The 26,318-nt window shown below is 53.3% G+C and carries 28 protein-coding genes; 22 read left to right on the top strand and 6 right to left on the bottom strand.

Annotation, left to right across the window (positions count from 1 at the left end):
* Window positions 1-163: 163 nt before the first annotated feature.
* The 5 genes from SBL51_RS19225 (at window position 164) to SBL51_RS19245 (ending at window position 3,840) form a co-directional block, all read left to right on the top strand.
* Window positions 164-916, top strand: a complete 753-nt coding sequence (locus tag SBL51_RS19225; protein WP_317932748.1) for a transporter substrate-binding domain-containing protein — start codon at window positions 164-166, stop codon at window positions 914-916.
* 262 nt (window positions 917-1,178) lie between these two features.
* The gene (locus tag SBL51_RS19230) at window positions 1,179-1,877 is read left to right on the top strand and encodes an aspartate/glutamate racemase family protein (protein WP_317932749.1); all 699 of its coding nucleotides are present in this window, start codon (window positions 1,179-1,181) and stop codon (window positions 1,875-1,877) included.
* 33 nt (window positions 1,878-1,910) lie between these two features.
* Window positions 1,911-2,336 (top strand): DUF4260 domain-containing protein, encoded by a 426-nt coding sequence (locus SBL51_RS19235; RefSeq protein WP_317932750.1) that lies wholly within the window; start codon window positions 1,911-1,913, stop codon window positions 2,334-2,336.
* Between the two features lie 85 nt (window positions 2,337-2,421).
* On the top strand, window positions 2,422-2,916 hold the full coding sequence (locus SBL51_RS19240; protein WP_317932782.1) for a GNAT family N-acetyltransferase: 495 nt from the start codon (window positions 2,422-2,424) through the stop codon (window positions 2,914-2,916).
* 219 nt (window positions 2,917-3,135) lie between these two features.
* On the top strand, window positions 3,136-3,840 hold the full coding sequence (locus tag SBL51_RS19245) for a hypothetical protein (RefSeq protein ID WP_317932751.1): 705 nt from the start codon (window positions 3,136-3,138) through the stop codon (window positions 3,838-3,840).
* 171 nt (window positions 3,841-4,011) lie between these two features.
* On the opposite strand, the gene SBL51_RS19250 is transcribed toward SBL51_RS19245, so the two are convergent.
* On the bottom strand, window positions 4,012-4,365 hold the full coding sequence (locus tag SBL51_RS19250; RefSeq protein WP_317932752.1) for a HopJ type III effector protein: 354 nt from the start codon (window positions 4,363-4,365) through the stop codon (window positions 4,012-4,014).
* A gap of 171 nt (window positions 4,366-4,536) precedes the next feature.
* On the opposite strand from SBL51_RS19250, the gene SBL51_RS19255 reads away from it, so the two are divergent.
* From SBL51_RS19255 to SBL51_RS19295, 9 genes are all read left to right on the top strand, one after another.
* Entirely contained in the window at window positions 4,537-4,830 is a 294-nt protein-coding gene (locus tag SBL51_RS19255; protein ID WP_317932753.1) for a hypothetical protein, read from the top strand.
* A 77-nt stretch (window positions 4,831-4,907) separates the two neighbouring features.
* The gene (locus SBL51_RS19260) at window positions 4,908-5,372 is read left to right on the top strand and encodes a DUF4259 domain-containing protein (RefSeq protein WP_317932754.1); all 465 of its coding nucleotides are present in this window, start codon (window positions 4,908-4,910) and stop codon (window positions 5,370-5,372) included.
* A 65-nt stretch (window positions 5,373-5,437) separates the two neighbouring features.
* Window positions 5,438-5,911, top strand: coding sequence for an ankyrin repeat domain-containing protein (locus SBL51_RS19265; RefSeq protein ID WP_317932755.1), 474 nt, complete (start codon window positions 5,438-5,440; stop codon window positions 5,909-5,911).
* A gap of 10 nt (window positions 5,912-5,921) precedes the next feature.
* Complete coding sequence (locus SBL51_RS19270; RefSeq protein WP_317932756.1) at window positions 5,922-6,191, top strand: hypothetical protein; 270 nt, start codon at window positions 5,922-5,924, stop codon at window positions 6,189-6,191.
* A gap of 41 nt (window positions 6,192-6,232) precedes the next feature.
* The gene (locus tag SBL51_RS19275) at window positions 6,233-6,445 is read left to right on the top strand and encodes a GDCCVxC domain-containing (seleno)protein (RefSeq protein WP_317932757.1); all 213 of its coding nucleotides are present in this window, start codon (window positions 6,233-6,235) and stop codon (window positions 6,443-6,445) included.
* A 126-nt stretch (window positions 6,446-6,571) separates the two neighbouring features.
* Complete coding sequence (locus tag SBL51_RS19280) at window positions 6,572-7,483, top strand: alpha/beta hydrolase (protein ID WP_317932758.1); 912 nt, start codon at window positions 6,572-6,574, stop codon at window positions 7,481-7,483.
* A 297-nt stretch (window positions 7,484-7,780) separates the two neighbouring features.
* On the top strand, window positions 7,781-8,263 hold the full coding sequence (locus tag SBL51_RS19285; protein WP_317932759.1) for an NYN domain-containing protein: 483 nt from the start codon (window positions 7,781-7,783) through the stop codon (window positions 8,261-8,263).
* A gap of 121 nt (window positions 8,264-8,384) precedes the next feature.
* On the top strand, window positions 8,385-9,587 hold the full coding sequence (locus SBL51_RS19290; protein ID WP_317932761.1) for a hypothetical protein: 1,203 nt from the start codon (window positions 8,385-8,387) through the stop codon (window positions 9,585-9,587).
* Between the two features lie 184 nt (window positions 9,588-9,771).
* Entirely contained in the window at window positions 9,772-10,242 is a 471-nt protein-coding gene (locus SBL51_RS19295) for a tetratricopeptide repeat protein (RefSeq protein WP_317932762.1), read from the top strand.
* A 154-nt stretch (window positions 10,243-10,396) separates the two neighbouring features.
* Here the strand turns inward: SBL51_RS19295 and SBL51_RS19300 are convergent, their stop codons facing one another.
* Window positions 10,397-10,810 (bottom strand): cysteine rich repeat-containing protein, encoded by a 414-nt coding sequence (locus SBL51_RS19300; protein WP_317932763.1) that lies wholly within the window; start codon window positions 10,808-10,810, stop codon window positions 10,397-10,399.
* Between the two features lie 407 nt (window positions 10,811-11,217).
* Between SBL51_RS19300 and SBL51_RS19305 the strand changes: the two genes are divergently transcribed.
* The 3 genes from SBL51_RS19305 to SBL51_RS19315 all read left to right on the top strand — a co-directional run bounded on the left by SBL51_RS19305 (window position 11,218) and on the right by SBL51_RS19315 (window position 14,803).
* Entirely contained in the window at window positions 11,218-12,033 is an 816-nt protein-coding gene (locus SBL51_RS19305) for a transporter substrate-binding domain-containing protein (protein ID WP_317932764.1), read from the top strand.
* A gap of 74 nt (window positions 12,034-12,107) precedes the next feature.
* Window positions 12,108-12,902, top strand: coding sequence for a substrate-binding periplasmic protein (locus tag SBL51_RS19310; RefSeq protein WP_411860504.1), 795 nt, complete (start codon window positions 12,108-12,110; stop codon window positions 12,900-12,902).
* Between the two features lie 260 nt (window positions 12,903-13,162).
* The gene (locus SBL51_RS19315; RefSeq protein ID WP_317932765.1) at window positions 13,163-14,803 is read left to right on the top strand and encodes a methyl-accepting chemotaxis protein; all 1,641 of its coding nucleotides are present in this window, start codon (window positions 13,163-13,165) and stop codon (window positions 14,801-14,803) included.
* A gap of 88 nt (window positions 14,804-14,891) precedes the next feature.
* On the opposite strand, the gene SBL51_RS19320 is transcribed toward SBL51_RS19315, so the two are convergent.
* On the bottom strand, window positions 14,892-16,037 hold the full coding sequence (locus SBL51_RS19320; protein ID WP_317932766.1) for a flavin monoamine oxidase family protein: 1,146 nt from the start codon (window positions 16,035-16,037) through the stop codon (window positions 14,892-14,894).
* Between the two features lie 140 nt (window positions 16,038-16,177).
* Window positions 16,178-16,933, bottom strand: coding sequence for an SDR family NAD(P)-dependent oxidoreductase (locus SBL51_RS19325; RefSeq protein ID WP_317932767.1), 756 nt, complete (start codon window positions 16,931-16,933; stop codon window positions 16,178-16,180).
* 238 nt (window positions 16,934-17,171) lie between these two features.
* Here SBL51_RS19325 and SBL51_RS19330 point away from each other — a divergent pair, with 238 nt between their 5' ends.
* On the top strand, window positions 17,172-18,068 hold the full coding sequence (locus tag SBL51_RS19330) for an AraC family transcriptional regulator (RefSeq protein ID WP_317932768.1): 897 nt from the start codon (window positions 17,172-17,174) through the stop codon (window positions 18,066-18,068).
* 121 nt (window positions 18,069-18,189) lie between these two features.
* On the opposite strand, the gene SBL51_RS19335 is transcribed toward SBL51_RS19330, so the two are convergent.
* Together SBL51_RS19335 and SBL51_RS19340 are read right to left on the bottom strand one after the other, a co-directional pair.
* Window positions 18,190-20,547 carry a xanthine dehydrogenase family protein molybdopterin-binding subunit gene (locus tag SBL51_RS19335; protein WP_317932769.1) on the bottom strand — a complete coding sequence of 786 codons (2,358 nt, stop codon included), beginning with the start codon at window positions 20,545-20,547 and terminating at the stop codon, window positions 18,190-18,192.
* Complete coding sequence (locus tag SBL51_RS19340) at window positions 20,544-21,053, bottom strand: (2Fe-2S)-binding protein (protein ID WP_317932770.1); 510 nt, start codon at window positions 21,051-21,053, stop codon at window positions 20,544-20,546. Before SBL51_RS19340 ends, SBL51_RS19335 begins: the two co-directional genes overlap by 4 nt.
* A 561-nt stretch (window positions 21,054-21,614) precedes the next feature.
* Between SBL51_RS19340 and SBL51_RS19345 the strand changes: the two genes are divergently transcribed.
* The 4 genes from SBL51_RS19345 (at window position 21,615) to SBL51_RS19360 (ending at window position 26,221) form a co-directional block, all read left to right on the top strand.
* A complete protein-coding gene (locus SBL51_RS19345; RefSeq protein WP_317932771.1) occupies window positions 21,615-23,000 on the top strand; it encodes an aromatic ring-hydroxylating dioxygenase subunit alpha in 1,386 nt (461 codons plus the stop codon).
* A 1,578-nt stretch (window positions 23,001-24,578) separates the two neighbouring features.
* Window positions 24,579-24,920 carry a hypothetical protein gene (locus SBL51_RS19350; protein ID WP_317932772.1) on the top strand — a complete coding sequence of 114 codons (342 nt, stop codon included), beginning with the start codon at window positions 24,579-24,581 and terminating at the stop codon, window positions 24,918-24,920.
* Window positions 24,921-25,370: 450 nt separating this feature from the next.
* Complete coding sequence (locus tag SBL51_RS19355; protein ID WP_317932772.1) at window positions 25,371-25,712, top strand: hypothetical protein; 342 nt, start codon at window positions 25,371-25,373, stop codon at window positions 25,710-25,712.
* A gap of 104 nt (window positions 25,713-25,816) precedes the next feature.
* Window positions 25,817-26,221: a hypothetical protein gene (locus SBL51_RS19360; RefSeq protein ID WP_317932773.1), complete on the top strand. Its 405-nt coding sequence runs from the start codon at window positions 25,817-25,819 to the stop codon at window positions 26,219-26,221.
* The last annotated feature ends 97 nt before the right edge of the window (window positions 26,222-26,318 follow it).

Genomic DNA, 26,318 nt, shown 5'->3' on the forward strand with positions numbered 1-26,318 from the left:
ATTGAACGATACTTAAACCGGTGCCCAGGGCCAGTCAGGCGCTACCGCTATAAATGCAGTAACCTGCGGACCTGTTCGGCAAAGCGGTGCGCTGTGGTGTGGTAAATAGAGAGAGGTAGGTTTGGTAGCCCGTTACTGGTTATTTTTATGTGGTTGCGTCAGTGTGTTTTTCACACAGGTGTTGATGGCGGCTACGGCCGAGAGCCCAACGCTGACCATTACCGTCAATGACCCGGGCTCGGTGCCTTACCTCTATTTTGATGAGCAAAGCCAAGATTATGTGGGTATTGTTCCCGACTTCCTACGGGCGTTTGCCACTGCCGCCAATTATCAGATTGAGTACATCGAAGGCAACCAATTTCGCAGTGAACAAAATATTCTCGATGGCAAGGCCGACCTGCTGCTGATAAATCCCGCCTGGCTTGATAATCCAAGGTTGGTACTGGTCTCGGAGCCACTGCTCAGCCACGACACCTACCTCTATGCCACCGAGCCTTTCAGCCCTGATTTCACCTTGGAAAGTGCTTATCACGCCCGGGTTTGTGCCCACCACCTCTATGTTTACACCGGCCTGGAAGCGCTCTTTAAAAGTGGGCAGTTAATTCGGGTTAACGCACCCAACCATCTCTCCATGGCCTCTATGCTAATCCGCAAGCGTTGCGATTTTGCCGTGATGAACAATTTCAATGCGGTCGATATCTTCTACAAACCTCAGTTTTGCAAGCAGGCGGTTTACCAATCGCCAGAGCCTACCAGCGTGGTGGATCTGAACCTGGTAATGCCTGCCGGGCGGACAGCACTTAAAAGCAGCATTGACAACTACATGCACCAGTACCAAACCAGCGGTGCATTGCAAGAGTCGATTATTCGCCACTGCCCGACGCCGGGCTTTCCAAAAAAGCCTAACTGCTCTTAACGGGCTGCTTGAATTTTGCCCAATAAGCACACTTGCCCATTCTCTTATGCTCTATTGCTAGCGCACATCAACTGCTCTGCTTTCGCGTGGTTTAAACAGCTACGGAAACATAGCTCAAAATCATTGTCTGTAGAGCTGCTTCACGCACGACTAAAAACCACGTCGTGATGTGTTAGTGCGGCCGTTAGCCGTCATAGCCTAATTACGCGAGGCGGAGCGCCTCGGCGTAAGCCAAATCAATTCAATAAATTGGAAATCACAGATGAAAACCATCGGCCTACTGGGCGGCATGAGCTGGGAGAGTACCCTCAGCTACTACAAGGCAATTAACGAAGGAGTAAAGGTAGGCCTGGGCGGGCTGCACTCTGCAAAAATCGCGCTCTACAGCGTCGATTTTGCCGAGATAGAAGCGTTACAGCACGCTGGTGATTGGCCGGCGACAGCCACCATACTGGCCCAAGCGGCGCAACGGGTGGCAGCAGCCGGGGCCGATGTGTTGTTGATCTGTACCAATACCATGCACAAGGTGGCCCCGGCCATACAGGCCGCGATCGATATTCCGCTGTTACATATTGCAGACGCCACGGCGGCGGTGCTGGTGGAGCAGGGCGTAAAGACGGTTGGCCTGCTCGGCACCGCCTTTACCATGGAGCAGGAGTTTTACAAAGGCAGGCTCACCGACCACTTTGGCTTGCAGGTGCTGGTACCCAACGAGGACGATCGGCAATTGGTACACCAGGTGATTTACCAGGAGCTCTGCCTGGGCAAGATTACAACTGAATCCAAGGCTGACTATCTGCGCATTATTAACGCATTGGCAGCCGAAGGCGCCGAGGCAGTCATTCTTGGCTGTACCGAAATTGGCCTGCTGGTTAACCAGGCCGATACCGAGGTTCCGCTATTGGATACCACAGCAATCCATGCTGAAGCCGCCGTTAAATTCGCGCTGGCGACCGAGTAAACCATCAAAAAACATTTAAGGGAAGGTTCAACTTTGCTGGCAGAAGGTAAAGGGTTTTGTGGGGCGGTAGTGGCTGGCCCCAAACTATTGTTAAGGCTGGAGGGGCTATTGGTATTGATGGCAGGCGTTGTGCTGTTTGCCCGTTTGGAGTTTTCCTGGTCGATATTCGGGTGGTGTTTTCTACTGCCCGATATTGCCATGGCAGGCTATCTAATTAATTCGCGCATAGGCGCCGCTGCCTACAACTGCACCCACTCATATATCGGACCGCTGCTGTTGTTGCTCATCGGTTTTACATTCAACATATACCCGCTAATGGCAGCCGGTTCAATCTGGCTGGCCCATATTGGTTTCGACAGAGCGCTTGGTTATGGGCTTAAGTATGCTCAGGGGTTTGGTTACACCCATCTGGGCACTATTGGTAATGCGAGCCGAAAGGTTAAGCGGACAGGTGGATAAATCCAACAACAATTTATAAAAAATCCATGGGTTACATTAAATGCTCGCTACTTAATGGAAGCATTTGAATATAGAAGGCTAAGTGATGGAGTATAGAGCGGCTAACGAGGCAGACGCAGAAAAAATGGTGGAAATTCACTATAGGTCTGTGTTGGCCATTCCAACAGAATTTTACTCTTCAAATGTGAAAGCGGCCTGGTCGCCGGTGCCTGGCAAGGACCGGGTAGATTGGCTGGCCAATGTTATTGTAAACCCGGATTTTATTTGTACGGTTGCTGTGGATCGGAGCAAAGGGGTTGTTGGGTTTTCTATTTTTAACATACCCGATAGTTTTCTTAGGGCATTGTATATTGATCCTGAGTTTAATGGGCAGGGTATTGGTTCGGCGCTGCTGTCCCAAGTTGATCAGGACGCTAAACGCATAGAGTTGCAATCCATTGCACTTAAATCTTCCTTGAACGCAGAGACCTTTTATCTTAAGTCAGGTTATTCAAAAGTTTGTGATAGTACTCAAGAGCTATCAAATGGTAGCGTAATGCAAGCTAAAGCAATGAAGAAAAACCTACATAATAGTGCATAATAGACAGTTCGATTGGGAGCGCAATAGAGATGCGCTATACCACTTTGGCTCCGCTTTGCTATAAGCTAACTCAGTTTGTTATTAAACCGGGGAATGGCTGAGTGCTTCTTTTTTCTCAAATAAGATTAATGATCGATAAGAATATTGCCGGATTGTAATAGAATAATTTTTTAATTCTGGCAGTTCCAATTGATGAGGCGAGATAGGAGGTAACGCGTTATGTCCGTTAACACCACTATTATGATCTCTTTATTTGCCAGTGTTATAGCGCTAATCGGAGTGGTTTTTACGGCTGTTCTGGGCTATCTAAGTCAGCGGAAACAGGAGGCGTTTAAAAAGAGTGCAGATAGGCAGCTGACTCTATTGCAGGGCGGTCTAGACTCGGTGCGCGAGAAGGACGTTAAGACTCTACAGGCATCGTTGGACAAAATAGCACGATTAGAGGTCGCAAGAAGCGCCGGGTACAAAAAGATTTGGAGTATAAGCGGTTCCCTAAATCTCTTTGGCCCTACAGAGGAGCCTGATGTTCGCGAGCTTTCTACTCAACTCAAGGATTGGTATTTCAGTCATGGTTTGTTAATAAAAAAAGAATCCAAGGATCTCTATTTTTTAGTGCAGGAGGTTCTCTCCTTTGCCATATTCAAATCGCTTTCGTTTAAACGTCCATCGCCAGAACTGTTATTTGGTAGTGATGAACGTCCAGTTCAGCTGCTGGATAATTTGTGTAGAGATTACTTTGGAGCCTTGGATGAGAATGGTCATTTTGAGACGTTGGCATCATTTGTTGGCCAATGGAAAAGAACAATAAATGAACAACCGGTGTTGGAAGATAAAAATTGGATTTTGTTGCAGTTGTTGTTGAGCAGGTTTCGATCCCAGTTACTGCTAGATCTTGGGCTTGCGGAGCCCGAAGAGACTCAATAAAGGTATGTGCTTGGGAGTGACTATGACTTGCTGATGCTCGAATTTATATGATGCTTTGCGTATAGCCTGGTTTTAAAAACAACCAGGCTATTTTTAGCCTTGGAAAAAGCAATTCATCCCCGAGTTGGTGCACTTATCAATATTGGCCAGAGGTACGTTGCCAAGATTTTCCTAAACTTTTGGCGCCAGCGGAAACTGATCAAAGGTTATGTTGCCAATACCTTCCCGCAGCACGCGGCGTAGATTGTGATGGTTGTTCACTTCAGGAGTGGCCAGCACGTCACGGTAATGTTCGCCAAAGCATTGTAAGGTTTGCTCTTTGGTTAATTCTAATAATTGGCTAAGGCCAAAAACCTTGGCGCTGCCCTGGTTCTGGTCGGCCTGGTTTTGTACATCACCATTGCAAAAGGCGGTAGGTGTGTAGTCATACCAGGTGTCGATAAAGGCCAGGGTTGTGGCAAACATAAAGTCGTTTGACGCTAAGCCGGCAAGAAAGGTCTCTTTGGCGGTATTAAAATCAGACATAACAAGCTCCGTAAAAATCAGTCGGCAATCATAGCAGCATAATTTGTCTCTGTCTTAACTCCAGTCAATGCGGTTATCTGGCAAGTTAGGTAACAGGCCGCTGGCAATAATTTAGGCGAGGGGAGAAAGGTGGAAGCTTACCAACAGCTTGGTAAACGGTTTGGAATGTTAATGGTTTCAGGTAAGTATAACGAAGCTTATGCCCTGCTGAGCCCCGCCTGTAAGAGCGAGTTATCTCAACAAGCATTGGCTGAGCATTACCAAGAGATGGTGGAGTATTTTTCCGAGGAGGGGCCTTGCGAAGTTACGGTAATGGAACCCCCTGTGGTCACGGAGTTGGCCGAAGACAAGGTGCTGGTCTACGTGCCGATACTGAGCAATAACGATTTTGGTGAGTCCGAGGCGCTTTCTCTGGTTATCGATGCCTCGGGTGCTGTGTGTGATATCGAATTTGGCCGGCCTTAGATGGGCCTATTCCAAACTCGGAATATGTCGCTTGTGTGATGCGGTTTGTCAACAGCTAGGTCGCGGTTGGGGGATAAATGATGGGAACCTGGAGCAACAAGCCGTTTGGTAATGATACAGCGCTGGATTGGTTGGCCGGGCTGGAAGATAGTGGTCAGGGTGAACAGATTATTGTCGACTCTCTTAATGCAGTGGTGCCGGTGAGTGAAATTGTGGCCGATATCGCCGAGGAGGCGATCGTAGCGGCGGCTATTGTGGCTGCTGCTTCTGTACCTAAGGTGTCGGGAATTGATCAGGATGCTAAGGCGTGGATTACTAAGGCTGCCTTTTCCCCCAATAGAGAGGTGAAACAGCTGGCACTGGAGGCTCTGGTTAAAATTGTTTCTGACTCTGAATTGAAAACCTTGTGGCAAGAGGGCGGTGGTCTCAATGGTTGGTTGAAAGAGGTAGAAAAAATTAGCTCCAAGCTCAGTCATTACCTGGATGACGAGCCGCCTGCAAGAGTGCAAAAAAAACAGGCCCTAGCTCTATTGCCAAGCTAATCAATCTCTATCTAAAGGATAAGGATCCAGCTGTAGAAAAGAAAATCTCTGAGAAATTGTTGTCGGTGGCAGATGTAAGCGAGCAGAGTTCGGCAACAGATTTTGACTTGCAACTGAATCTTGCTGCCAAAGCTGGGCTTGCCAATGTTATTTCTGCTCTGCTTGCCAAGGGAGCTCAGGTGAATGCCTGCTCGCCTTTTGGTTACAGGGCCTTGTCAGTTGCTTGTGCCAACGATCAGGTTAAAAGCGCTGAAGTGCTGCTCAACAGTGGTGCTGACCTGTTTGAGCGATATCAACTCCACGACGAGAGTGGTCAGGTGGTTGGAGAGCGGATGATCTGTGTTGCGCTACTGACAGCCGGCCGGCGGGGGAGCCCCGCGCTGATCGATCTGTTGGTGCAGCATGGAGCCTGCATAAAGGAGACGGATCTAAACGGTGAAACACTACTCCATAAAGCCGCTGAAGCCGGCAATGTGGCTTTAATGGCGTACCTGATTGCAGCAGGCTTGGATCTGAATCAACACAAGGGCCATTATTAATGGCAACACTATGTCTCGGGGTGAGGCGCCACTGCATTATGCCGCTAAGGCTAATCAACTGGCCGCTGTTGAACTTCTAGTCAACAGCGGGTCAGAGGTGAACGCCCTGGAGTATTTTATTGGCGCTGAATTTACCTGGTTTAACACGCCTCTGGATTTAATTGCCGAAGAGCAGGGCAGTGAGTTGTATCAGTTTCTAATGGCCAATGGCGCATTACCCGCTTCTGCCATGGATGAACCTAAGCGGTTGCTGATGATAGCTGCTCGGGAGCATAATTAACCGTCGGTTTAACAGGCGGTTGATGTGGGTCGAACGAATATATGTCTGCGTTGATATTAGAATCAGAGATAACCTGCCCAAACTGTGGTTTCAAAAAGCTGGAAACCATGCCGACGGACTCCTGTCTCTACTTTTATGAGTGTGCATCGTGTCATAAGCAACTAACCCCTGAAGCGGGTGATTGTTGCGTGTTCTGTTCCTATGGTTCTGTACCCTGCCCACCCATTCAGCAGAATGCGGGCTGTTGTAGCTAATTGATCAGCCGCTCTAATTTATGCCGCAATACAAGCAGAAAATTTAGTAAGCACCAGAAAACAGAAAACAGAAAACAGTACTACAGCAATAAGCTAAAACCCTAAATAGATACGGGATAAACAGCCATGTACGTCAATATCGCGGGCATGCCCCAGTGGCTTCAAATTGAGATGCAATCGGCAGATAACCCAGTGCTACTGCTAATCCACGGCGGGCCGGGCGCGTCGACCCGTTTTGCCAGCTCCGCCTGGCAGGCGTGGAAGCAGTACTTCACCTTAGTGCATTGGGATCAACGCGGCACCGGGCTTACCCTGGCGCAAAATGGCCCCGAGCTCTCCTACCCCATGAGCTTTAATCAAATCGTCGAAGACGGTATTGCCGTTGCGGAGTATCTGCGCGACCACCTGCCCAATAGGCCGTTGGTGTTACTGGGTCACTCCTGGGGTTCGGCGGTGGCGGTGGCGATGTGCGCGCGGCGGCCAGAACTCTTTTCCGCGTTTGTGGGAACTGGGCTGTTGGTTAACTACGACGAGAATGAAGAGATCAATCACCGTAAAGAGCTCCAAGCCGCCGAGCGGGCGGGCAACATAGAGGCGCTTGCCGCCCTTACTGAAATTGGTCCACCGCCCTTCCACGATGTGGAGCAGTTGATGGTATTGCGGCAGTGGGGCGATAAACTCTGCCAAGGCACCGGCGATACGCCTTACCCTCAAGTAATGCCGCCCAGCGATTTTACCGCTACCGACCGGGAATTAATTCAACAGGGGATGCTCTTTTCCGCACAAAGCCTGTTTAACGAGCTCTGTGCTATCGACCTGCCTCAGTTGGGTCTCGAATTTAATATTCCCATGTTCTGCTTGATGGGTGGTAGTGATCAGCAAACCGACTTTGAGTTGGCCGAGCACTATTTCGAATCCATCCAGGCGCCCCATAAAGAGGTGGTTGCCTTTGCCGGTTGCCATCACTTTGTGCACATGAATCGGCCCGATGCCTTCCTGGAGGTAATGGTCAACAGAGTTCTGCCCAGGGTTATGTAACGCTGCTTGCAAGTGCCGTTGGCTGCTCTATTTTCCTGGGAATAGGGCGGCCGACATAATTCACCATTGAATATTTTTTACACCCTTGTCCCTGTTGATGATTTGCTGCGGGGGCGGCTCCCTAGCTAATTCCCAAGCAAAGGTTTTGCTCTGCTCAATCGAGTGACCATCCATTCACATTGTCCGTTCAGCGGCGTAAGCTGCTATGCTATTGGCTTTCGCTCCCGTCACTTAACACTAACGGTTTTGATAACGTAGGGTGGTAGCAAATCAGTTAATGCTAGGAACTTTAATTTAATGCAGTCTGTTGTACTTTTGGTGGATGTGCAAAATGTCTACTACACCACCCGTCAGGCGTTTGGCCGCCGCTTCGATTACAACCGTTTCTGGGCGGCCGCCACGAACGGGCGGCAGGTGGTAAAGGCTATCGCTTACGCAATCGATCGGGGTGACCGAAAGCAGCGGGAGTTCCAAAATATCCTGCGGGCCATTGGTTTTGAGGTAAAGCTAAAACCCTATATTCAGCGCTCTGATGGCTCCGCCAAAGGCGACTGGGATGTGGGTATTACCATCGATGCATTGGAGTATGCTAATGAGGCCGATGTGGTGGTACTGGTTTCAGGCGATGGCGATTTCGATCTGCTGGTCAATAAGCTGCGACTAGAAAAAGGGAAGCGGGTTGAGGTGTATGGCGTTCGGCAATTAACCGCCGCCTCGTTGGTTAACGCTGCTACTGATTTTATTGCCATAAAAGACGAGCTGCTGTTAGCCAGCCATTGAGTAGCTCGCCTACATTACTTACCCCGCCCCATGGGCTAATTGTTGGTAACGCTGGCCTATCACCTCCGGCAATAATGCGTAGATAAGAAGAGTATAAAAAGCCGATCAATAGAGGTCTGCGATGTTAGAAGCCCGCACCGGTAATAAAATCACCTGTCCATCCGCTGATGCTGTCCGTCTCTATCAGACCGGAGTCGATTTACTATTGGGCTCGGAATCTGGTGCCGGGGAGACGTTGGATCGAGCCCTTGCGCTCGATGGTAATTTTGCCCTGGCCGCGGCTGCCCGCTACTGTGTTGCCAAGGATATTGGCGAACCGAATGCTGTGCGCTTTCGCGAACAGGCGCTGGCTGCTTTGGCAGTGGCCAGCGACTGGGAGCGGCAACATTGTGAACTGCTGATTGGCCTGGTGGATCAGCCCGCCGCTGTGCGCAAGGCGGTAGAGGCGTACGTGGCTAAGCAGCCAGCTGACTTGTTGATTATTGCCCAGTTAGTGGGTTACCTCTTTTTCTTCGATGGCCCGCAAAAATTGACCAGTGTACTGGCGCTGCTGGAGTCGGTGGAAGCTGCTCTTACCAACGACTGGGCCTTTCTGGCCCGCTTGGGATTTGCCGCCAGTGAAGCGGGCCAGCACCAACGCGGTCGCGCTGCGCTGGAGCGCGCTCTGGCCATTCGACCACAATCGCTTTATACCATTCACGGCCTGGCCCATCTGCTGCACGATGAAGGGGCGGCGATTGCATCGGCGGAGTTACTGCAAGGTTGGTTGCAACACTATGGTAGCGGTGCCAGTAGTGGGCAGATGTATGGCCATGTGCAGTGGCACTTGGCCCTGGCGGAGTTTCAGGTGGGCAACAGAGAGGCTGCCATCGAGCGCTACCTTCACTACTGTGCGCCGGCGACCACCACCTGTGGCCCCATACTTACTCTGGCCGACTGCGGTGGTTTTCTACTGCGCGACTACCTGCAAACCGGCCTGGTTAAACCCCTGCCCAATGATGTGGCGCAACATATCGAGTGTGTTTGGGGCATGATGGGCCATCCGTTTGTGGCCCTGCATGTGGCAGGCCTGTATGCCTCCGCCGGCGACCTCGACGGCCTCCAGCGTTGCCAGCTTGAGGCAGCCAGTAAACCCGAAGGGGCTCACCGCCGTGTGTCATTGCGGTTGATCTCCGCCTTAACGGATTTGGTGCTGGGGCGATACGCACAGGTTGGGCAAACTCTGTCTGAGCTCTCGGCCAGTGATCGCATTGGTATTGGTGGCAGCAATGTTGAGCGCATACTGGTCGATTTAATTGAGCGCCACTGCGAAGCCCAAAATTGAAAGCAGCCGAGCCGGTTATTGAAGAATAGTCAGCGGTTGCCATTAGGCTGAATTCGTAAAAACGATTTGCGCCAGTGGTGATTAGAGAAGTGAAATCTAAGGTTGGCAAAGAGGCGAACCCGGTGGTCGCTTGCTTACCAACTCTGCCCTACATTCTTGAGAGGTCCTGTTGAAAAATTGCCAAATGCTAAAAGCAGTCGCCCCCTTGCTTGGTTTTATTCTGCACACCGCCTTAGCTCTGGCAGAGGAGGAGTTTGATTTCGATAGCACTCTGGCCCGGGCTGAGCAGGGGGATCTACAGGCGATTCACGGCTTGTGTGCCCGCTACCATTTTGGCGTCGATTTACCAGAGGATTGGCAGCAGGCATTGATCTGGTGTGAGCGTTCAGCCAAAGCCGGGGCCAACAGCGGACAAACCCTCTACGCCGAGATCTACTATTTTGGGCTGGGTGTTGAGCGGGATTACGAAACGGCACTTTTTTGGTATCGCAAAGCGGCGGAGCAGGGGCACCCACACGCCACCTATATGCTGTATGTCATCTATGCCGAGGGCCGGGGAGTGCCGGCCAACCCGCAGCTCGCCACCCAATATCTGCAGCAGGCGTTTTTTCTTGGTAGCAAGCAGGCAATCAAAAAGTACAATCAGATCGACTAAATTTTATTGGCTGGCCAAGCGATGGCCATTGAACGGCCGCTGCTCTTTATACGTACACACCTCTTATTATGTATACACCTCAAGCGCATCCGCCGTCCTTTGCCGCTGTTCGTTCTACCGCCAAGGAGTACGCCGGTTATTGTGCCGGTAACCGCTACTCCATCAACCCCACATCTTTCAATGCGTTGGTGCAGCTCGTGCTCACCTCGGCCTGCTGGCTCTTCAGGCAGTCGAGAATACGCCCCTGGCCTGGGGTGACTTGCGGACAGAGCCGTTTGGCATCGGCCTGGCAATTCTGGTTAACGTGCTGATAGGCAGCGCCCAACAGTTTAAGCTCTTCCCGGGCCTCGGTGAGTGCGGCTTGGCACTGGCCGGAGACCTGGTCGAAGTGGGCGTGCAGGCAGGCGGCGATCCGGCCCTGGCCGGGGTTGATATCGGCACAAAAGCTGTCGATATCGGCGGCGCAGGCCTGGTTGACCTGCTCGATAATTCCCGGCCCAGCAGCTTGGCTGGTAATAGGCAGCAGCAGGCCCAGCAGTAACGGTGTCAGGCAATTGAGACGGCGCATGGCAAACTCCTTTGGCTAAGTGGCCCCTAGTGGGTAGAGGTTGGGTCGTGGTTTCCCCTAGGGGGCGCTGGGTTTATTGCGTGTGATTTTGGTATCTGCACGGCGGTCACAGCCAGCGGCCAAGTCTATAACGCACCTGGTTTGAATTGGTTGACAGACTCCGTCTCAGGCTGGCCGATTAGCGCCAGCATTCTGTAGGCTGGTGGAGGTAGATGGCGTGCTGAAATCCTCAAGCAATAAATGGCTATGGGCTCAATAGTTTGCAAAAAGATACATTTCAAATGAAACTAAGCCCGCTTCGGGAATCGACCATTGCTGTCAATTTTGCTGTTGGGAGGAATGAGGTAGGCGACGACAATCTGCTATCCTTAGTGACTGTGTCTCTTAACCATTGGGTGGTATAGGGTTTGCTCAAGTCGCTGTTTCTCTCTTTCGCGCTGGCCGGATTACTGGCCTGGCCAACGGTATATGCAGAGGAGCCACAGCCAGCAGTGGCGCCGGCTAAGCGCCTGATCGTGAGCGTAAACACCCTGAGTGTTCTGCCTTATCTCTATTTCGATGCGAAGCAGGGTATATACGCGGGTTTGGTGGTTGATCTGCTGAGCTCATTTGAAGATCGCTCGAAGATTGCAATTGAATACATGGCAGCCAGTGCCCATCGCAGCGAGCACGACCTGATAACCGGCACGGCGGATCTCTATTTGTCTAATTTGAACTGGTTGCAACAGCCGGAAAAACTGATTGCCACCAAGCCGTTAGTGCCCCACGCATCTTATCTGTACAGTACTCGTCCCTTCGCTGAAGATTTTGCCCTTGACCATCTGCACCAGGTGCGTATATGTACCTTGAAGCGCTACGTCTACAGTGGCTTGGCCCCGTACTTTGAACGTGGCGAGTTCGAGCGGGTTAATGGGCCGAGTCATATCTCCTCGGCAACCATGTTGGCTCGTGGCCGGTGTGATTTTGCGGTATTCAACAACTTCAACGCCGCGGTGGCTTTCTCCGACCCCAATCTGTGCGAGGCGGAGATCTACCAGTCGCCACAACCCACCAGTGTTATGGCGCTGGCATTAGTGATGCGGGCGGATGAGCACTGGTTAAAGCCGCTATTGGATGAGCATATCGAGGCTTTCCGAGCAAATGGCCAATTGCAGGCCTCTATGAAGCGACACTCGCCCAGGCTGACTTTCCCGAAAACCCACAGTTGTGTCCCTGCGGGTTGAACAGCGCATTGAGCAGGAAACAGCGGTTTGTATTCAGTTGGTATAGAGGTTAATCAACATTGTTAGCGAAGTTTTTGAAAATGGTTTTGCTGCTGGCCAGCGTATCGATTGTGCCTATGGCCGTGGGGCAGCCTGCCGAGGCTGGGCTCGCCAATGGCCAGCTGCTCACCGTTATCTACAATACGCCGGGTGTGGTGCCTTTCATCTATCTGGAGCCAACCAGTCACAGTTACCTGGGTCTTTTTCCTGATTTCCTAAGTTACCTGGAGGAGCAGACCGGCTATCAGGTGGCCTACCTCGACTCCAACCCCAATCGCAGTAAGCAGAGTGTTATCGAAGGCCGCGCCGACCTCTATCTGTCGGCACTCTCCTGGCTTGGCGAACCGAAAGAGCTTATTGCTACTGTGCCGTTTGTGTCGCACCGTACCTACCTCTACGGCACCAAGCCTTTCGCGCCAGATTTTACTCTGGAAAGCGCTAAGGGGGCTCGAGTCTGTGCCCGGGAGAAGTTTCTCTACCCAAATTTGGAGCGTTATTTTGCGGCCGGGGAGTTGCTGCGGGTCGATTCCCCCACACAAGCGGGAATGGTCAATATGCTGGCCAGGGACCGCTGTGATTACGCGGTCTACAACAACTACAACGCTTATTTTCTGTTCAATGCGCCGGAGCATTGCGACCTGACGGTGTATGAATCCCCGGAACCTACCAACGAGGTGCTACTCTCCATCGTGCTGCGTGCCGATGCCCAAGAGTTGAAAACCATGTTGGATAAGCAGATCGAGGCTTATTTGGCGGCAGGCAAGCTGGCGCCATCGCTGGCCGAGCATGCCCCTAATATTCACTTCCCCAAGCTGGCGACTTGCGAATAGTCGCCCACGCACTAAAAATTTTCCCGCAGCTTTAAAGATTTCAAACCCCTGGTCGATAGCGTGAACGTTCGTTCATTATCTGTCGCTGCCTGCCTCCGGGGCGATAATCAGACCATGGACAACACCCGGAAACTCCAGATCATCGGTCTGGCCGGTGATTTATCTGCTATAAATAAACAGATAAATAACATACAAACTCACGTTTTCCGCTTGCCATTGGTACCGTGACCTGCACAGTACCCTCAATTAGGTTGCACACTATGAACCTTAACAATCTCTCCATCCAAAAAAAGCTCGCTATCCCCGCTGTGGCCATCGCCCTGTTGGTGCTGGTGGGCAACGTATACACCATTATCAGCAGCCAACGGATGGCAGAAGATACTGAAACACTCTCGCAAAACTTAATGCACGCTATTCAAAGCGGCCTGAATGCCGACCGTGACCTCTACCAGGCGTTAACCGCCAGTCAGGAGCTGATTACCAAGTCGATGTTGGGTAGCACCAATATTCAAGCCGAACGCGCTGCCTTTGAAGAGAACGCCGAGCAGTCATACGACCGTATGCAGACCATGCTCAGCCTGACCAGCGCCTATCCCCGGGTCAAATCCCTCACCAGTGGCTTTGAAGGCGACTACCACAGCTGGTATGCGGCAGCGGAGAAGGGGCTGGATATGGTCGCCACCGCCGGCCCGGAAGCGGCGGCTGCTTACAACGCCCGCGAGGTGGTCGAGAAGTTCGAAACGCTGCGCAAGCACTACGATGTGGGGGTACAGGCGGTGCAGGAGGTGGCCGATGAGTTGGCCGCCCAAGCCCAAGCCAATGCCAGCTCACTGCTGAATATTTCGCTGATACTGCTGGCGCTGGTGATTCTCGCCTGTGCTCTTAATATTCTCTACGGCCCGAAACTGGTCACCGTGCGGCTCAACCGGCTTACCGATATGGTAGGCAACCTCAGCAATGGTGAGGGCGACCTGCGTATTCGCCTGGATGCCGCCGGCCGCGATGAGCCGGCAGTATTGGCCACCGAGTTCAACCGCTTTTTGGATCAGTTGCAAAATATCATCGGCATGATTCAGACCGACTCGGTCACCCTGGGCGAGACCTCCAACACCCTCAACCACTCGGTGGAGTCGAGCACCAATATCGTTACCACCCAGAACGATAATCTCACCCAGATCGCCTCGGCGGTCACCGAGCTGAGCCACGCCATTCACGAAATCGCCCGCAATGCCCAAACCGCCCAGGCCGAAACCGGCGAAGCCACCAAAATGGCCCAGGAATCGAAGGTGGCGGTGGACGACGCCGTGGTGAATATCGGCAATCTGTCGGATACCGTCACCATGGCCAACGGGGTGATCATCGCCCTGGCTGATGAGTCGGCCAATATCGCCCAGGTGTTGGATGTAATCAAAAGCATCGCCGAACAGACCAACCTGCTGGCCTTGAACGCAGCCATTGAGGCGGCCCGGGCCGGGGAGCAGGGTCGGGGCTTTGCGGTGGTGGCTGACGAGGTACGCACACTTGCCAGCCGCACGCAGCAGTCCACCCAGGATATCCAGAATATGATCAACAGCCTGAAAGCGGGTGTTGAGAAAGCGGTTACCGCCATGGACGAAGGCAACAACCAGATGCAGCGGGTGATGGACCGTTCGCGCCAGCTGCAGTTGGATCTCACCAAGGTGGAAGAGGTGATTGTCAAAACCAACGACATCATCTATCAAATTGCTTCCGCCACCGAAGAGCAGAGCTACGTGACCGACGAGATTACCCGCAACGTCAACGTGTTGAATACCCTCTCGGAAGAGGCGGTGGAGAACACCAACGAGGCCGGTCGTGTGGCCGAGAAGATGACCGAAATGGCCGCCGGCATCAACGGCGCGATTGGCCGCTTTGTGGTGTAAGCGCGCCGCTGACTCACACCACAGGCCACTAAAAGTTTGGGTCTGCATGCCGGCCAGGCCGGCATTGCGGGTGCCGGTTACAGGCCTCTTACCCGGCTTCCACCCCCTTATCCTGCCGGCAATCCCTCTCCATAATCCCCCACTCTCTGGCCACCCGCTCGGCAGCGACGACGGCACCCTCCATATAGCCGCCACCACTGGCGGCAGTTTCGCTGCCGCAAAAGAAGAGCTTATCGAACCAGTGGTCCATGGCCAGCCAGGGGTGGCCATATTCAGGGTGGTAGCTGGGTGGCTGCCAGTCGGCGGGGGCGGCGGTGTAGGCTTCTGCTCCCCAATCCTGGATGTGCAGGCTTAAGGGGTTGGCCGCCGCTGCCCCAAACAGGCGGGTGAGCTGCTCGATCACCAACGCCTGCAGGTCGTCGCGCCACTCCTCCCGGGCGGCGTAGGGCAGGGCCATAAAGCCACCCAGCACCGCAGGCTGGCCGTGGCCGCCACAGAGGTCAAACACCTCCGCCAGGGCGGCGCCGGGAAAATTGGCCAAGGCCATGCCAGAGAGCCCCTGCCCGCGCCAGAAGGGCTCGCTGTAAACCGCCGCGATTTTGGCGTGGCCGGCCATCCAGGTGGGGGTATCGGCCAGGGCTTTGGCCAGCGGAGCGGCCAGTACCGGGTTAAATTGCAGTGAGTGTTGGATCAGCCGTGGGGGCAGGGTCAACACCACACTTTTGGCCGTTTCGGTGTGCGCCCCGGTGGTGCTAGCAAACTGTAATTCGACATGGTCGTTGGCGTCACTCAAGGTGGTTAACGGCAGCCCAGCTTGCAGGCACTCGCGCGGGCAGCGGGCAATGAGTGCATCAATCAACTGGCTGCTGCCCCCTTCAATACGAAAGGCGCCGGCGTAGGCCAGGCGTTCAATAAACCTTTGTGGTGCCACTTGCCGCTGGGCCTGGTAAAGGGCGTGGCCGTTCTGCCACTGGGGCAGTATGGTCAGCTGCAGCTCTGCCAATAGCCGGTTGATGGCCGGCTGGCTGTCGGGCCACAGCCAGCTCGGCCCCAAATCGAGCATAAAGTCCTGGTCGCTGTGAGCGTTAACACCGCTGATGCGGCCACCCAGGCGGGGGCGCGCTTCGTACAAACGCAGCTTCTCTTTGGCCCAGGCATCGCCATATTTTTGCGTTAGGCGGTAGGTCAGTACCAAGCCCGACAGGCCGCCGCCGATAATGGCGATATCCCACATGCCACTCCCCCTAGTTTTTATTTGTCGCTGTTGTGGGAGAGGCTTTTCAAATAATGGGCCAAGTCCAAATAAGGGGGCAACAGAATAACGGGCCAAGGTTAGCGGCCGGGGTGCACTGGCTGGGCCTGCGCGCATCCGTTTTAAATCATCTGGCCGCCGGAAACCTCAATGCGTTGAGCGTTTATCCAGCCGGCACCGTCATCCAGCAACGCCGCCACCGCGCCGCCGATATCGTCGGGCAGGCCAACCCGGCCAAGTGCCGTGGCTTCGGCTATGGCTTGGTTCACCGCCTGGGTATCGCGCACATAGCCGCCACCAAAGTCGGTTTCGATGGCGCCTGGGGCGAGGGTGTTAACGGTAATTTTACGCTCGCCAAGCTCTTTGGCCATGTACAGCGAGAGGGTCTCCACTGCGGCTTTCATAGTCGCGTAGGCGGCAAAGCCCGGGTAGGCAAAACGGGTTAAACCGGAGGAGACATTCACAATGCGTCCGCCATCGCAGATCAGCGGCAGTAGCGCCTGGCTGAGCAGGCAGGGGGCCTTCAGGTGCTGATCAAACATGGTTTGCAGCTGCCCTTCGCTGATCTCCCCAAAGCAGCTGGTGACGCCACTGCCGGCATTGTTGATCAGGTAGTCGAACTGGTCTCTTTGCCAGTGTTGCGCTAAACAGGCGCGCACCTGGCCGGCAAAGTCCGTGAAGCGGTCGCTGTGGTTGGTGTCCAGTGGCAGGGCCACGGCTTTGCGGCCCTTGGCTTGCAGGCTTGCCACCAACTCCTCGGCGGCCGCTTGCTGGCTTTGATAGGTAACTATAATGTCGCGGCCCTTAGCGGCCAAATGCAACGCCATGCTTCTACCCAATCCGCGACTGGCGCCGGTGATCAATGCAATCTTCGTCATGTGTACGCTCCTTAAAAGGGTTGCAACCCGGTAACGGGTTAGTGAGGTGTGAGCGCGCCGCCGGTTGCCTGCGGGAAGTAACCCGGGCGCTGACTACCTGTCGAGCAGAGTAGCGCCGGTGGTGCCAACGGTGGTTACCCAAACATCCAAGATCATTGCCTATTTCTACAAAGGCGTAGGTCCAGGGGTTGGCGGGGTGGTAGAGTGGTGCGCTCAAAAATCACTTTTTTAAACGGCTATGAATAGTAAAGATCTAACACTGCTGGCGGATTTGATTGATCAATACTCTAGTGGAGATGGCCTGCATGCCACGGCCATTGATGGCGTGCGCTGTATCCGCTTTAGCGAAATGCACGCCTGCCTGCCCTCGCTCTACACCCCCTGCCTGTGTCTGATTGTGCGTGGGTGTAAGCGGGTGCTGCTGGGCAGCGAGGCCTTTAACTATTCACCGGGCAATTTTTTGGTGGTGTCGGTGGACTTGCCGGTGATAGGTGAGATTACCCAAGCCAGTGCCGCCAGCCCCTACCTGGGGCTGCAAATCGAACTCAACCAAAAGCTGTTGACGGAGATTCTGCTGGAGGCCCCCCTGGCTAACATTGATCGAGGGCTGAAGACGCGGGCCTGTTTTGTTGGCCACATGGATGCGCCATTGGCGGAAACGGCGTTGCGCCTGGCCAGGCTCTGGCAAACACCCGCAGATATCCCCCTGTTGGCGCCGCTCTACAAGCGCGAACTCTTTTATCGGTTATTGCAGAGCCCGCACGGTGATGCCATCGCTCAGTTTGTACAAACCGGTAGCCATGCCCAACGCATTGCACAGGCCATTCAAATCCTGCGCAGCCGCTTTAAGGAGCCCATCACCGTGGCGGCATTGGCCGAGCAGATTGGTATGAGTGTCTCTTCGTTTCACAGCCACTTTAAATCGGTGACCGCGTTAAGCCCCTTGCAGTACCAAAAACGGCTGCGCTTGCTGGCGGCGAGGGAGTACATGTTGCTGGAGCGGCAGGATGCGGCCAGTGCCGCCTTTTGGGTGGGTTATGAGAGTCCTTCGCAGTTCAGCCGGGAGTACCGCCGGCTGTTTGGCAACCCACCCGGGCGGGATATCGAACAGCTATTGGCGGCCGAGCCAGGCTGAATTGCCCCCCGGTTTTGGCCGTAGCTGGCGATTGTTATTGCGGCTGCTGGTGTGGCAGACAGAGCGCAAACATACGGGGTTGAAGTGATAGCCCTGCGCGCATGGCAGGGCTAACTCCTGGCTAACCGCGCAGCTGGTCCGCCACCGGCAGGGTGCGAACGCGTTTGCCCGTTGCCGCAAAAATGGCATTGCAGATGGCCGGTGCCACCGGCGGCAGGCCCGGTTCGCCGGCACCGCCTAAGGGCAGATCGAGGCGGTTGTTAACCGCGTGGGTGCGAATCACCTTCGGCGCCTGGCCGATTCTGGGTATCAGGTAGTCGTGAAAATTACTCTGCTCAATACGGCCCTGGTCGGCGGTGATGGCGGTCATCAGGGCGATACCGGTACCCATGACGCAGGCCCCCTCCAGCTGCGCGCTGACCCGGTCCGGGTTGATCTGCGGGCCGCAGTCGAAGGCGATATCGGCCTGGTGAATGATCACCTCGCCACTGCTGCTCACCTCCACCTCCACCACCACCGCGCAGTAGGAGACAAAGCTGTGGTGCACCGCCAGCCCCAGGCCGCGCCCGGCCGCCAGTGTTCGGCCCCAGCCAGCCTCCTGGGTGGCGCGTTCAATCACTGCGCGGTAACGGGCGGTATCGATGGGGTAGCGGCTTGGATCTTCGCCGTAATTTAATGTCTCGTTCTGGCTGCGTGGGTCGATCTGCCGGTCCGGACCCAACAGTTCCAGTATGAAGGCTTTGTGATCGCGCCCGGCCTGGGCGGCCAGCTCGGCGACAAAACTCTGAATGGCGAAGGCGTGGGGAATGTTGTGCACCGAGCGGAACCAGCCAATGCGGACATGGGCCTCGGCCTGGCCGGTCTCCTGCAAAATGGCGGGAATTTGAAAGGGCATATTGCGGATACCCTGGGACAGCTCGCCATCGGCCTGATACATCGGATCTTTGACAAAGGTGGAGGTGATGGTGGGCGCCAGGGAGCGGTGCAGCCAGCCGCTCACTTTTCCCTGCGAGTCAAAGGTGCCCTCCATATGTTCCAGCGCCACGGTGTGGAAGAAGCTGTGTTGCAGGTCGTCTTCCCGCGTCCACTGTACTCGCACCGGGCGGCCGCCCATGGCTTTGCAGAGGTCGGCCGCCTCGAACAGGTAGTCGGGCTTCGACTTGCGGCCGAAGCCGCCGCCGATCAGGGTGCAGTGAATCGTCACGTTTTCCGGCTTCAAACCCAGCCGTTGGGCCACGCCATCGCGGGCGGCCTGGGGCGCCTGTACCGAGGTCCAGGCTTCGGCGCGCTCGCCATCGATTTTAATCAGCGCCGCCATGGGCTCCATGGGCGCTTGCGCCATGTGTGGGGCGTAGTAGTCGGCCGTGAGGTGCTCTGCCGCCTGTTTGGCGGCGCGGTTAAAGTCGCCCTGCTTGCGGGCTACCTTGCCGGGTTGGGTGGCTCGGTTGGCCAGAGTGCTGTGAAACTGCTTGGAGCTGTAGTTGGCGTTGTCGCCGGCGGGCTTGTTATCCCACTCCACCACCAACGCCTGGCGGCCCTTAATCGCGGCCCAGGTGTTGGTGGCCAGCACCGCCACGCCCCCCAAAGGCTCGAAATGGGTGGGCGGCATCGCTGTGGGCAGGGCCAGCACTTTTACCACCCCCGGTACTTTCAGTGCAGCACTGGCGTCGAAGGATTTTACCGCGGCACCCAGGCTGGGTGGGCGGGCGATAACAGCGTAGAGCATATCGTCCAGGTAGACGTCGGCAGCGTAGATGGCCCGGCCGGTGACAATATCCCAGCCATCCACGGCCAGGGGCCGACGCCGCTCATCGCGGGTGGAGTGCTCGGGGTAGTGTTCCGGCGTGCGCATGATGTAACGCCACTGGTCGGCACTTTTGAGGGTGAGGCTCTCCCGGGCTGGTACCGGCAGGGCGGTTGCGGCGGCAGCGAGTTCACCAAAGCTTAACGCCTGCTGGTTGCCTGGGTGTACAACCCGATGGAGCTCTGTTCGGCATTCGGTAACCGGCACCTGCCACTGGTTGGCGGCGGCCTGCTCCAACATCATGCGCATGGCGGCCGCGGCCCGGCGGAAGGGGTCAAACCAGTGGCGCATGGAGCGGGAGCCATCGGTGTTCTGGTTACCGTACTTCTCTTCGTTGCCAATAGCCTGTTCAACGCGTACCTGTCGCCAGTCTGCTCCCAGCTCGTCGGCAATTACCATCGCCAGGCTGGTGCGAATACCCTGGCCCATTTCACCTCGGTGGCAGGTGATGATCACCTGGCCATCGGCGGTGAGAGCGATAAACACATTAGGGTCATCCACCCAGCCGTGCGGCATGGCATCGGCGCCATATTTTTTGCCAGGGGAGGCGGCCTCGGCCCAGGGCCAATAGGCGGCCAATACCAGGGTTGTGGCGGCGGCAGAACCGCGCAGAAAGGCGCGGCGGCTGACGTTGGCTAACAGCAGGTGATCGGTGGTAGTGGTTGCGGGCCTCATACGCTCACCTCATAAAAAAGCGGAGTCTCGGCAGCGCTGGTGCTTGCCAGGGAAGCACTGTCGGCGGCGCGGTGAATCGCCTTTCGGATGCGCGGGTAGGTGCCACAGCGGCAGAGGTTGCCGCTCATAAAACTGTCGATCTCGTCATCGCTGGGGTTGGGAGTGTTCTTTAATAGCGCCACGGCGCTCATGATCTGCCCGCTCTGGCAGAAGCCACACTGGGCGACGGCTTCATCCATCCAGGCCTGCTGCACACGCCGGCCCAGGCTATCGTCGGCCATGGCCTCGATGGTATCGATTGTTTTACCCGCAGCCAGGGCGATAGGCGTGAGACAGGCGCGAATGGGTTCGCCGTCGAGGTGAACAACACAGGCACCGCACAGGGCCATGCCGCAACTGAAGCGCGTGCCCGTTAAATGCAGCACATCCCTAAGCACCCACAAGATGGGCATATCGCCGGGTACCTCCAGGCTGTGCGCCTGGCCGTTGATCGTCAGCTCGATCATTGCATTCTCCTTACGTTTACGAGCGAAAAACCGCGCCCCCAAAATTTAACTGTTATAGCAGTGCCGGGCAGTAGGCAGTAGACAGTTTCTCTGGATTTGTTGCCTAAAGCTATTGGCCAAAACCTCTCTTTCGTCGCATTGTGCTGGTCTGTGAGCTTGTGGTAGCGGTTACACAACCAGCCAGCGTGTTGGCCGTGGGGTTAAGACGGATAAACAGCAGTGGTACCTAGCTTGGCTTGGCGGCGACAGGTGATTTGTTTTCAATCAAAGCGCCGCTTTATTTTCTGTCTTCATCGAGTAGGTACCGCAGCTTATTCCGGCAGGTTGATCTAAGTCAGTAACGGCTGCGGCCAAATAATTGAGACTCTCTTCACTAAAGTTGTATGGGCTAATTTTGGTTGTAGATCTTTATCGGTGGATAACCAAGCCTTCTTTTAGATAAATCATTAATAATTAGTCCATACAAAATATAAAAATAGTGTGCAGTATCAAACCGCAAATAAGCCACTCCTACGCCGACAACAACGACCAACACCGGGCATATAAAAGTGAGAGATGATCATGGGCAATCTGAACGAGACCACGCATATTAATTCCCAAACCCTGGCCGAAGGTGAACCGTTGCATCCGGTTATCTGCCCTGTAGAGGCCTATATTTCCGAAGATTACGTAAAGCTGGAACGTGACCGACTGTGGCGCAAGGTGTGGTTGCGAGCCGGGCGGGTGGAAGAGATTCCCGAGGTGGGCAACTACATCACTTACGATATTCTGGATGATTCGATTCTGATCGTGCGCAGTGGCCCAGAGACCATCAACGCTTTTTATAATGTTTGCACCCACCGTGGCCGGCGCCTGGTGGATACCCCGCCCGGGCAGATGAATGCTCAGGGTAAAACCATGGATTTTACCTGCGGTTTTCACGGCTGGAATTTTAATCTTACCGGCCAGTGCACCTATGTGCTGGCCAAAGAGGAGTGGGCTGGCACCCTTACCGATGAGCGTACCCGACTGGGCGAGGTAAAAGTCGACACCTGGGGTGGTTGGATTTGGATTAACCTGGATCCAAATTGCGAGCCGTTACGAGATTATCTGGAGCCGGCCGCCTCTATGCTCGACCCCTTCCAACTGGAAAATATGCGCTATAAGTGGCGCAAGTGGGTGGTGTTCGATTGCAACTGGAAGGTGGCGCTGGAGGCGTTCGACGAGACCTACCACATTATGGCCACCCATCCGGAATTTATGGCGTTTGGTGCGCACCGGGGTTGGGCCAAGGCGCAGGGCAAGCACTCCAATATTGGTTACGATGCTGCCAAAGGCGAAGAGGAGAACCAGGGCAAATTGCGCTTGGCGGCCGGTAAAGATGCGCGCGTGGCAACCGCCAAAATGCAGCAGTTTATTAAAGAGACGGTAAACGCGGTGACCACCGATACTTTAATTAAAGCGGCTAACCGCTTGGTGGAGGATTTGCCGGCCGACACCCCGCCGGACCAGGTATTAAAATATTGGCACGAGAGCGCCAAAAAAATCGATGCCGAACGCGGCGTGTTTTGGCCAGAGGTAGACTCCGCCCACGTAGCCAAAAGCGGTACCGCCTGGCAGATATTTCCCAATGCCCAAATTGGCCACTCGGTAAATAATGCCCTCTGTTACACCGCACGCCCCTTCGGTTACGACCCCAATAAATGTTACTTCGAGGTCTCTGCTTTAGAGCTCTTCCCCGAAGGCGAGGAGCCCAAAGCTCAGTGGCAGCGCGGTGAACCCACCGCTGAAGATTTTGGCCCGGTAATTTACCAGGACTTCTCCAACATGGCGGCAGTACAAGCCGGCATGCGCAACGGCGGTTATCGTGGCAATATCCCCAACCCGAAAGCGGAGGGGGCGGTGATCAGCCTGCACAGAAATTTGGCGAAATATATGGGTACCGGAGCGCCGGAGCCCATTAAATAGCTTGCTTAGTTATGTTAGTTCGTTTGATGGAAAGCCAGGGCTGTTGCTCTGGCTTTTTGCCTTTCGGGAAGCAGAATTTAATTAGTGCCCAGTCTGAAGCGAGCGAGTAGCGTAGGACTCTATGCACTGCGAATGAGGCTTGCGAACGAAAACTGCAAACGAAGACTGTAAGCGAAAGTTATTTTGGCTCTTTCGAAAACTGTCCCCCACGCAGAAACCTTACGCTGCAATTGCAGGCAGTCACCTCCTTAACCTCCCCATCACTCGCAAGCCAGAGCATTAGAGAGACATGTACAGCTGTTTTTCCTGTAAGAATTAACAGGGTGCTAGCCAGTTAGACGTGGAGAAGAGCGGAAGCCATCGGCCAAATTAAGTCGGGGGCCTGGTGTTGTCGACCATAGATAAATTGCATGACTGAGTGTACGTACAGTATAGGCGGCACCCAACTCCTCTTGTAAACTTCGATAACGCGAAGCTATGGCGGTAATTTCGAGCCTGGCTAGGAAATATGGTTTATCCCTAGACAAATCAATTGATTAGGCATGCATGTGGTTTTTGTGATAGGCGAAACGATTTCGCTTTTTCCAGAATAGAAAAAACGTAAAGCCCTAGAGGCCGCGAATGGCGAGGGCTCCAGGGCTTTGCAAAACTTTACGAAAAAATCATGCGAAATGGAAAAAGCGAAATCGTTTCGTTGATTCAAATGTTATGTTCGCGAGGGATAGTGAAAGTCTCAATATTAATGATGCAAATGATCTGCTTGGGATACAGTCTTCAGGGTGCAAGTGCTGAAACTGTAATAGATATTGTGTCATTGCGAGCAATTGAAGAAGTGGAATCAATTACGGGTGTAACAGGGATTCACGAAGTATTAAACGTTGATCTTAAGGAAGGAGACAATCCAATGTGGCATGTTGTATTGGAATGTAATGATAGGGCTACGTATATTCAACGAATGAATTTCTGTCCATACATTGTCGAGGTGTCTACTGAGTCAACTCATAGGGTATTGAAGGCTTATCAAAATATATTTTAGAAGTACAAACATAACCATGCCAGCCATGCACGCACAACCGCTTTGCGGTAGTGCTGGACAAACTTTACAGCACGCTTCGCATGCTAAACGTAAAGTTTGCCCATGCTGGCGGCGTTATGGGTGAGGGAAGCCACTGCGCAACTTCCTGGAACAAGAGTAAATTCCGGTTTCTTGTTTTAACTTTGTGCAGGTGTTAAGTATCTGGCGGAAAGTTGGTGGCATAAAAATTACACCGTGCGGTTCACGGTATCCGTCGGAAGTTTGGTAGCGTAAATAGTAGCTTGGTGCGGTTCACACAGTGCCAGCGGCCGGTTGGTCGGTCTGGCCTAAAAGTGCCAGTGTTAAAGTATCTGTTCTGCAAGTTAGGTGTGGTCTCCATGCATTGAGCTAGAGCAAAATATAAAATTAACTATGGCGGTAAATTTAAACAAAGTGGGTGCAAATCGTTGTTCCCATAACAAGGCGCAGCACCCTCGGCCTTCGGCCTGGACCTCCGCAAGCATAGCTTGCTCCGGCCGGTGTGCGCGGCGTTAAATGTACATATGAGTCGAACCAAAGTTGTATTCAACCTAATTCAAAAATGGAACCTTTTAGGGCTTTTTGCGCTTTCATTGATTGTGACATGGCTGCTCACTTATCAGCGCATGCTCGAATACATTACTGAACAAGGCGGTAGGGTAGAAGCGATTGGACGTGCAAAAATATTATGGTCTGTATTAGATTTTCCTGTTTTGATATTTAGCGCTCTAATTCTTGTGGTGGCTGGTATTGTTCCTATTGCTAGTATTTATATACGTCCTACTCCAAAAACGAGTGTCGTTGGACAAATAGTTTGGGCTCTATCAATTGTAGTTTTATTGTATGTTTCAAAGTTATCCAGCTAAAACATTTAACAATCGCAGGCATGTTCGCCAAATACCTTCGGTATTTGGCTGGACCTCCATACGCTTTGCTTCAGTCGGCCCATGCTGCGGGCGTTAGAATATTTCCATTTCTGCTGTCAGGAATAAACGGAAAGAATGCGGCAAAGGAAACATTTTTATCCGTGGAATTTGGAAAGGTAGTGCAGATACTATCAGCTACCGAAAAGTGGTAGCTGGTCAATTGTTAAGGTGGTGGGCCAAGTTTTGCAGTTTCGCTCTTCGTGGCCCGAAAAAATTAATTAGTGGCTTTCGGTATGGTGGTCCGCATTTTAGTAGTAAGCATTTGGCTTCAGTGCACAGTAACGTTAAGGCACTTATTCTAACAATCGCAGCCATGCTCGGCCGCGTTGCGGCCTGGACCTCCTTACGCTTTGCTTCAGTCGGCCCATGCTGCGGGCGTTAAATGTACATATGAGTCGAACCAAAGTTGTATTCAACCTAATTCAAAAATGGAACCTTTTAGGGCTTTTTGCGCTTTCATTGATTGTGACATGGCTACTCACTTATCAGCGCATGCTCGAATACATTACTGAACAAGGCGGTAGGGTAGAAGCGATTGGACGTGCAAAAATATTATGGTCTGTATTAGATTTTCCTGTTTTGATATTTAGCGCTCTAATTCTTGTGGTGGCTGGTATTGTTCCTATTGCTAGTATTTATATACGTCCTACTCCAAAAACGAGTGTCGTTGGACAAATAGTTTGGGCTCTATCAATTGTAGTTTTATTGTATGTTTCAAAGTTATCCAGCTAAAACATTTAACAATCGCAGGCATGTTCGCCAAATACCTTCGGTATTTGGCTGGACCTCCATACGCTTTGCTTCAGTCGGCCCATGCTGCGGGCGTTAGAAGCCCTATGAAAAAATTAAGTATTCTATTAATTGTTGTGTCGCTCGTGTGTATTGGATTCACACTCTATAAATCGAGCCTCTTGATTACCAGCTACAAAGTAGGTTGGGATAAATCGGGTAGCGCATTAGCCCAGCTTAAAAATGATATTAATGGTCTTTCAGATAGAAGTATGATTAAAGAAGTAGCAATCGTCGTGGCCGAGTCGGACGCTAGAAGCGGCCAATATCTTTCTAGGTACATTGTGTACTTCTATTCTTTGCTTGGTGTGTTCGCGCTAGGTTTGTTCGCCTTTTCAATTCTCTTATGGCAAATTTCTAACAAGCGCAACCAGGCAGGGACAAACTTTCCGCTTGCGCTCCAAGTTTGCCCCTGTTGCGGTCGTTATGCGCAGGGGATAGATCATGAATGATTCACTAAAACTTGCATCGTTAATATTCAATGTCATAGGGATCTTCGCATCAATAGCAGTCGCCATTATTTTATTTTTTCTTGTTGCGGGGTTGTTT

This window comes from Halioxenophilus sp. WMMB6 (genome assembly GCF_033283405.1).
GTDB lineage: Bacteria > Pseudomonadota > Gammaproteobacteria > Pseudomonadales > Cellvibrionaceae > Halioxenophilus.